The sequence below is a fragment of the Streptomyces sp. NPDC060205 genome (genome assembly GCF_042728395.1).
Taxonomy (GTDB): Bacteria; Actinomycetota; Actinomycetes; order Streptomycetales; family Streptomycetaceae; genus Streptomyces.
Genome location: NZ_JBHWZP010000424.1, coordinates 1 through 6,917 on the forward strand (window position 1 = coordinate 1; position 6,917 = coordinate 6,917).

Here is a 6,917-nt window from a genome sequence, read left to right on the forward strand (position 1 = left end):
GGTCGCACAGGCCGGGGAGGCCGCCGAACTCGTCAAGTGATGTCAGTCGTTGTCGGTCGTTCTCGGTCGACGGTGGCCGATGTCAGTCGTCGGAGCCGTCGTCGTCCGAGTCGTTGTCGTCGTGGTCGGAGGAGTTGTCGTCCGACGAGGTGTCCGCAGTGACCTTCGCGGACTTCAGGTCGACCTTCCACTCCTTCTCGGCGCCGTTCGCGGCGGTCGTGTCGACGTCCCAGGCGTTGGTGCGGCCGTCGTCGTCGAGCTCGACGGAGGTGACCGTGCCCTGCGCGGCGGCGGCCTTCGCGGCCTCCACGGCGGTGACGGACGAACCCTTCAGCGCGGCCCGGGCCTCCGCCGTGTCGTCGGCGTCCTCCTGCTCGGTGTGCGAGCCGAGCACCTTGCCCGTGCCCGGGTCGACGCTGACGCTGTGCCAGGCGCCGCCCGAGGACAGCACGTCCACGTCCCACACCAGGCTGCTGCCCTCGTCGTCCAGGTCGGCGGAGACGGCCGTACCCTGCACGCTCTTGAGCGCCGCCGTGATCGCGTCGGCCGCCGTGACCTTCGCCGCCTTCGCGTCGGCGGCGTCCTCGGCCCGGTCGGCCTTGTCGTCGGCCCGGTCGTCGCGATCGTCGCGGTCGTCGTCGGCGGAGTCGTCGCGGTCGTCGTCCGCGGCCCGCACGCTGGACTGCTTCACCTTGGAGTCCCCGTCACCCGTGACGGCGAGGGCCGTCGCCGTCCCGCCTCCGATGAGAGCGGCGGCGGCGACGGTGGCGATGACGATGTTGCGCTTCATGGGGATTCCTCCGAGATCTACGGCTTCGACCGGAGTCGAGCGTCTTCGGTGCGTTTCGACGTGTCCCAATCTGGCCGACCGACGCTGAAGCGGACCTGAAGCACCCTGAAGGCTTCTTCAGGTTCGGTTTGCGACTCTTTACGCATGCGCCTGTTGATCGTGGAGGATGAGAAGCGGCTCGCCCTGTCGCTCGCCAAGGGCCTGACGGCCGAGGGGTACGCCGTCGACGTGGTCCACGACGGCCTGGAGGGGCTGCACATGGCCGGCGAGGGCTCGTACGACCTCGTCATCCTCGACATCATGCTGCCCGGCATGAACGGCTACCGGGTGTGCGGCGCCCTGCGCTCCGCCGGGCACGACGTGCCGATCCTGATGCTCACCGCGAAGGACGGCGAGTACGACGAGGCGGAGGGCCTGGACACCGGCGCCGACGACTACCTCACCAAGCCGTTCTCCTACGTCGTCCTGGTGGCCCGGGTGAAGGCGCTGCTGCGCCGGCGCGGATCCTCGGGCGGGGCGTCGCCCGTGCATGTGCTCGGTGACCTCAAGGTCGACACCGCCGCCCGGCGCGTCCACCTCGGCGAGGACGAGATCGCCCTCACCACCAAGGAGTTCTCGGTCCTCGAACAACTCGTCGTGCGGGCGGGCGAGGTGGTGTCCAAGGCGGAGATCCTCGAACACGTCTGGGACTTCGCCTACGACGGCGACCCGAACATCGTCGAGGTCTACATCAGCACGCTGCGCCGCAAGCTGGGGGCCTCGCTGATCCGGACCGTGCGCGGCGCCGGCTACCGCCTGGAGTCCAGGTGAAGCGCGTCCTCGGGTCCGTACGGGCCAGGGCCACCCTCGCCGCGAGCCTCGTGGTGGCCGTCGCGCTCGCCGCGGCCGGCGCCGCCGTCCTGCTGTCCCTGTGGACCAACCTGAGCGAACAGGCCGGTACGGAGGCGGAACGGGCCGCCCAGAAGGTCGCCACCGACATCGCGGCCGGGCAGCCCTACGGCAACCTCTCGCTGGACAGCGACGACCAGCCCGTCCAGGTCGTGGACGAGGCGGGGAAGCTCGTCGCCGTCACCGAGGACCTGGAGCGGATCAGCGGCACGGGCGTCGACCGGGTCACACCGCAGGCCCCCGGGGCCGTGAACGGCGATGACGACGACGATGACGCCGGTGACGGCGACGACGACCCGCGCGAGGCCGGCGAACTCGGCGAGGCCTCCTTCAGCGACGGCTCCGCGACCATCGACGGCGACACGGCGGACTACCGGTTCGCCGCCGTGCCGGTGGAGGTGGAGGGCAAGGGCACACTCACCGTCCACGCCGGTGCGCCGCTGACCGCCGAACAGGAGGCCGTGAGCACGGCGCTGACCGTCATGCTGATCGGCTTCCCACTGCTGCTGGCCGTGGTGGCCCTGGTGACCTGGCTGGTCACCCGGCGGGCGCTGCGCCCCGTCGAGGGCATCCGCGGCGAGATGGCCGCGATCACCGCCTCCGAGGACCTCACCCGGCGGGTTCCGGTACCGGACACGCACGACGAGGTCGCACGGCTCGCCCGCACGACCAACGAGACGCTCGCCGCCCTGGAGCAGTCCGTGGAACGGCAGCGCCGGTTCGTCGCCGACGCCTCCCACGAGCTGCGCAGCCCCATCGCCTCGCTGCGCACCCAGCTCGAAGTGGGCGCCGCGCACCCGGAACTGCTCGATGTGGCAGGGGCCGTCGAGGACACCGTACGGCTGCAGCGGCTCGCCGCCGATCTGCTGCTGCTCGCCCGGCTGGACGCGGGGGAGCGGCCGGCGGACGCGCGGTTCGATCTGGTCGCGCTCGTCCGTGCGCAGGTCGCACAGCGGACCGGGGACCGGGTCGCCGCGTCCGTGGCCGCGGACTCCGTGGAGTCCCTGGACGTGAGCGGGTCGCGCGGGCAGCTCGCGCGGGTGCTCGGCAATCTGCTCGACAACGCCCAGCGGCACACCCGGTCGTCGGTCTCGGTGAGCGTGCGGCGGGCGGGGGAGTGGGCGCTCCTGGAGGTCGCCGACGACGGCGAGGGCGTGCCTGCCGGTGAGCGGGAGCGGGTTTTCGAGCGGTTCGTGCGGCTCGATGAGGCCCGGGCTCGGGATGACGGCGGGGCGGGGTTGGGGCTTGCGATCGCTCGGGACGTGGCTGTGCGGCACGGGGGTGCGCTCACCGTGCGTGAGGCGGCGGTGGGCGGAGCTCTGTTCGAGCTCCGCCTGCCTGTGGCCTAGCGGCCTACTGAAGCGCGGCGGGTGGGAACCTGCGGCCCGGTGGGGGCTGGTCGCGCCGTTCCCCGCGCCCCTTAAAAGATTGCGCCGTTCCCCGCGCCCCCAACGGCAGAAGGTTGCGCCGTTCCCCGCGCCCCCAAAAAAAGCAAAAGACTGCGCCGTTCCCCGCGCCCCCGGGAAGGGCCCGTTACGGGCGGCCTCGTTGGGTGCGGAGGTGTTCTGCGATGGGGGTCAGGGATTTGTGGAGTTCTTCCAGGGCCTCCGGGGAGAGGAGGTCGATGAAGTGGCGGCGCACGGAACCCACGTGATGGGGCGCGACCTTCTGCATCGTCTCCAGGCCGTGGTCCGTGAGCACGGCGAACAGCCCGCGGCGGTCGGACTCGCAGTTCTCGCGCCGGACCAGGTCCGCGTTCTCCATGCGGGTGATCTGGTGCGAGAGGCGGCTCTTGGACTGGAGGGTGGCGGACGCGAGGTCACTCATCCGCATCCGTACGCCCTCCGACTCCGAGAGGTTCACCAGAATCTCGTAGTCGTTCATCGTCAGGCCGAACGGCTGGAGGTCCCTTTCGAGCTGGTACGTCAACAGCCTGTTGACCTCCAGGTGGGTGCGCCATGCGCACTGCTCCGCATCGGTCAGCCAGCGGGTGGCCGTCTCGGTCTCCATGAATCAAGTCTACCTAAAAGGTTGAAAGGCGAACTAGTGAGGGTGGTGTGACGACGTGCACACGTTCGACGTCACACTCTGCAGACTACCGCTCACAGCCCGAAGCGACGCTGGAGGTCCCCCAGCTGTCCGGGAAGACGCGGTGCGCCGCCCTGCTGTCCCTGGTGACCTGGTACCCCGCCGCCGCCGGGTACTCCCGGCTCGTTCGGCACCGCCCCCGCCGCCTGCTCCGCCATCAGTGCCTCGCTGGACTGCAGCAGCACCGTGCCGGCCCCGACGAACTCGAACTGGTGCTCCTCCCCGGAGGCCCCGCCGATGCCCGTCATCGCACGTAGACCGCCCATCAGACCCGTCATGTAGCCGTGGTCGTAGTGATGGCAGGGCGAGGGGCAGTCGGCCCAGCCGACGAGGGCCTGCGGGTCGACCCGGATGGGGGGTTCCATGAACACCACGGGGCCGTTCGAGGCGGCGACGAACTTGCCCGTTCCGATGAGCGTCAGGAAGCCCGGGACGATCGACTGCTTGAGCGCGAGACTTGGCTGAAAAGCGAGGAGGTTGCCCGAGCGAATGGTCAGGTTGCCCTCCTCCAGGTCGAAGGAATTCACATCGAAGGCCCGGTCGGCGAGCAGCATCTTGCCCGAGCCGGACGCCACCACCCAGTCGCTCGCGTGCAACGGCGAATGAAAAGACGTTCGCACGAGACGGTCGAGGCGGCCGTGCCCGATGCCGTTGAACTCCATCGAGCCGTAGTAGGCGATCATCTTGCCCTTCTGCAGGAACCACTCGCTCCCTTTGAGCTCCACGCAGAAGGTGTACGCGTTCACGTTGTCGTCGACCGGCAGGGTCGCCGGGTCGTGGATCACGGGGCCCGTGCCCGGGTAGGTGGTCACAGCTTCTCCTCCGACGCCTGCACGTACACCGCGCCACTGCCGCTCAGCTCCAGCTGGAAGGCCTCGCCCGAACCGCGGCCGACCAGATCGCGCAGACCGAGCGCGCTGGACAGCTTGTTGCGGACGTCCCCGTGATGGGCGACGTACGCCTGCGGGTCGACGTGCACCGGGCGCTGCGGACTGATGGGGACCTCGATGACCCCGCCGTGCGCCATGACGGCGACCGAGCCGTGGCCCTTGAGGGTCGTGGTGAACAGGCCCTGGCCCGTCACCTGGCCGCGCACCATGCCCATGACTCCGCCCTGCGAGCCCATGAACATCGTGCCCTGCGTCAGGGTGCCGTCGAAGGCCAGGAGCCGGTCCGCCTCCACGTACAGGGTGTCTCCTTCGAGGGTGATCACCTGGATGTGGTGGCCGCCGTGCCCGAACAGGACCGTGCCGGAGCCCTCCACGGTCATCAGGGGCGCCGCCTCGCCGGCGGCCCGGCGGCCGATCATCGACATGACGCCGCCCTGGCCGCTCTGCAGGTTCGGGGTGAAGGAGACCTCGCCCTTGTAGGCGAGCATCGCGCCGCGCTGGCTGAACAGCTTCTGGCCCGGTGCGACGGTGGCCTCGATCATCTTCGAGTTGATCTCACGGAAGGGCATGTCACACGTCTCCCGCGATGGAGTTGCGCTCACTGGGCTGGACGTAGACGACCCCGTCGCCCTCGAAGCGGATCTGGAAGGCCTCGCCGCCGCCCTCGCCCATGAACGTGCGGAACGTCACGCCCGACTGGAAGGACTGCCGCAGATTGCCCTGGTGGGCGATGTACGCGCCCGGGTCGACGGTCAGTGGGTACTGCGAGCTGACCCGCAGGACGACCGCCGGGCCGTCGGACATGATCGCCGCCTGGCCGTGTCCCTCGATCGTCGTCGTGAAGAGCCCGTTGCCCTGCGACGCGCCCCGCAGTCCCGTGAAGGACGTGCCCGTACGCAGGCCCGCGTCCGTCGCCAGGAGATTGCTCGACTCGACGAAGAGTTTGTCGCCCTGGAGGCTCACGAGGTTGATCTCGCTGGCCCGGTCGGCGAACCAGCACGTGCCCTGGCCCTTCACCTCCATGAGGGTCATCTGTTCGCCGGTGATCCGGCGCGTCACCATGCCGCGGATGCCTTCGCCGCCGCCGCTGAGTTTCTTGAAGGCCATCTGACCGTCGTACGCGACCATGGAGCCGTTCTTCGCCTTCACGGCGTCGCCGGTCATGTCGACGGCCAGCACCTTGCTGCCTTGTAGTCGGAACATCGCCACGAAGCGAAGGTAGCGGGCGGGCCGTCCCCGCGGACAGGTCCCACGGGTGGAGAACGACCCGGAGTGTCCCCCTAGGGGCCTCGTCCCGGGATCGTCCGGGGTGTGGCCAGGGACCCCTGAAGCGGTCCGCCGGCACTCCAATGCCACAATGGGCGGACGCTTGTGCTCTCATTCACAAACACCGAAGGTGACCCGTGGACATCAAGACCGCCTCCGCCCTCCGCCGCCTCCGTCTGGTCTCCGGCCCGGAGGCCGTCTCGTTCCTGCTGCTGCTCGTCTGCTCGGTGCTCAAGCGGACCACGGACTTCAACGCGGTGCCGGTGATGGGCATGGTCCACGGCGTTCTCTTCGTCCTGTACGTGATCTTCTGGGCCGACGCGTGGAACCGGGCGAAGTGGGGGCTGAAGACCGCGGCGCTCTACTTCGTCCTCTCCGTGCTGCCGACGGGCGGGTTCTTCGCCGAGCGCAAGCTCAAGGGTGAGGCCGAGGCCGCGGTCATCAAGTCCCGCGCGCGCAACGAGGGGATCGTGGGCGCATGATCGTCGCCTTTTCCGTGACGCCGCTCGGGGTCGGGGAGGACGTGGGGGAGTACGTCGCCGACGCGGTGCGGGTCGTTCGTGAGTCGGGGCTGCCGAACCGGACGGATGCGATGTTCACTTCGCTCGAAGGGGAGTGGGACGAGGTGATGGACGTCGTGCGGCGGGCGGTCGCCGCGGTGGAGGCGCGGGCGCCTCGGGTGTCGCTGGTCCTGAAGGCGGACATCCGGCCGGGGGTGACGGACGGACTCACGTCCAAGGTGTCGACGGTGGAGCGCCACTTGTCGGAGTGACGCGGTCCGCTGCGCGGGTCCGGTCCCGGCTGCGGCCCGGTGGGGGCCGTTCGCGCAGTTCCCCGCGCCCCTGGAAGGTGGGCGGTGCCGCAGCGTTGCGTTTCGACTGCGGCCCGGTGGGGGCTGATCGCGCAGTTCCCCGCGCCCCTAAAAGCGGCGGTCGGGTGCCGGTCGCGTGTGGCTGGCCGCGCAGTTCCCCGCGCCCCTAAAAGCGGCGGTCGGG

The 6,917-nt window shown here is 69.9% G+C and carries 9 protein-coding genes; 4 read left to right on the forward strand and 5 right to left on the reverse strand.

All coding sequences use genetic code 11. The features are described 5' to 3' along the window. Positions 1 to 82: 82 nt before the first annotated feature. Positions 83 to 790: a PepSY domain-containing protein gene (locus tag ACFWGJ_RS39845; protein WP_387333851.1), complete on the reverse strand. Its 708-nt coding sequence runs from the start codon at positions 788 to 790 to the stop codon at positions 83 to 85. Positions 791 to 934: 144 nt separating this feature from the next. Here ACFWGJ_RS39845 and ACFWGJ_RS39850 point away from each other — a divergent pair, with 144 nt between their 5' ends. After that, on the forward strand, positions 935 to 1,600 hold the full coding sequence (locus ACFWGJ_RS39850) for a response regulator transcription factor (protein WP_387333852.1): 666 nt from the start codon (positions 935 to 937) through the stop codon (positions 1,598 to 1,600). After that, on the forward strand, positions 1,597 to 3,027 hold the full coding sequence (locus ACFWGJ_RS39855) for an ATP-binding protein (RefSeq protein ID WP_387333853.1): 1,431 nt from the start codon (positions 1,597 to 1,599) through the stop codon (positions 3,025 to 3,027). Before ACFWGJ_RS39850 ends, ACFWGJ_RS39855 begins: the two co-directional genes overlap by 4 nt. A gap of 184 nt (positions 3,028 to 3,211) precedes the next feature. Here the strand turns inward: ACFWGJ_RS39855 and ACFWGJ_RS39860 are convergent, their stop codons facing one another. The 4 genes from ACFWGJ_RS39860 to ACFWGJ_RS39875 all read right to left on the reverse strand — a co-directional run bounded on the left by ACFWGJ_RS39860 (position 3,212) and on the right by ACFWGJ_RS39875 (position 5,859). Further along, positions 3,212 to 3,688 (reverse strand): MarR family winged helix-turn-helix transcriptional regulator, encoded by a 477-nt coding sequence (locus tag ACFWGJ_RS39860; protein ID WP_387333854.1) that lies wholly within the window; start codon positions 3,686 to 3,688, stop codon positions 3,212 to 3,214. A gap of 92 nt (positions 3,689 to 3,780) precedes the next feature. Next, the gene (locus tag ACFWGJ_RS39865) at positions 3,781 to 4,578 is read right to left on the reverse strand and encodes an AIM24 family protein (RefSeq protein WP_107021268.1); all 798 of its coding nucleotides are present in this window, start codon (positions 4,576 to 4,578) and stop codon (positions 3,781 to 3,783) included. Then, positions 4,575 to 5,225 (reverse strand): AIM24 family protein, encoded by a 651-nt coding sequence (locus ACFWGJ_RS39870; RefSeq protein WP_210889762.1) that lies wholly within the window; start codon positions 5,223 to 5,225, stop codon positions 4,575 to 4,577. The genes ACFWGJ_RS39865 and ACFWGJ_RS39870 overlap by 4 nt, the downstream gene beginning before the upstream one ends. 1 nt (position 5,226) lies before the next feature. After that, positions 5,227 to 5,859, reverse strand: coding sequence for an AIM24 family protein (locus tag ACFWGJ_RS39875; protein ID WP_267031415.1), 633 nt, complete (start codon positions 5,857 to 5,859; stop codon positions 5,227 to 5,229). A 200-nt stretch (positions 5,860 to 6,059) separates the two neighbouring features. On the opposite strand from ACFWGJ_RS39875, the gene ACFWGJ_RS39880 reads away from it, so the two are divergent. After that, entirely contained in the window at positions 6,060 to 6,404 is a 345-nt protein-coding gene (locus ACFWGJ_RS39880) for a DUF3817 domain-containing protein (RefSeq protein ID WP_210889761.1), read from the forward strand. Then, positions 6,401 to 6,694: an MTH1187 family thiamine-binding protein gene (locus ACFWGJ_RS39885; RefSeq protein ID WP_366781098.1), complete on the forward strand. Its 294-nt coding sequence runs from the start codon at positions 6,401 to 6,403 to the stop codon at positions 6,692 to 6,694. The genes ACFWGJ_RS39880 and ACFWGJ_RS39885 overlap by 4 nt, the downstream gene beginning before the upstream one ends. The last annotated feature ends 223 nt before the right edge of the window (positions 6,695 to 6,917 follow it).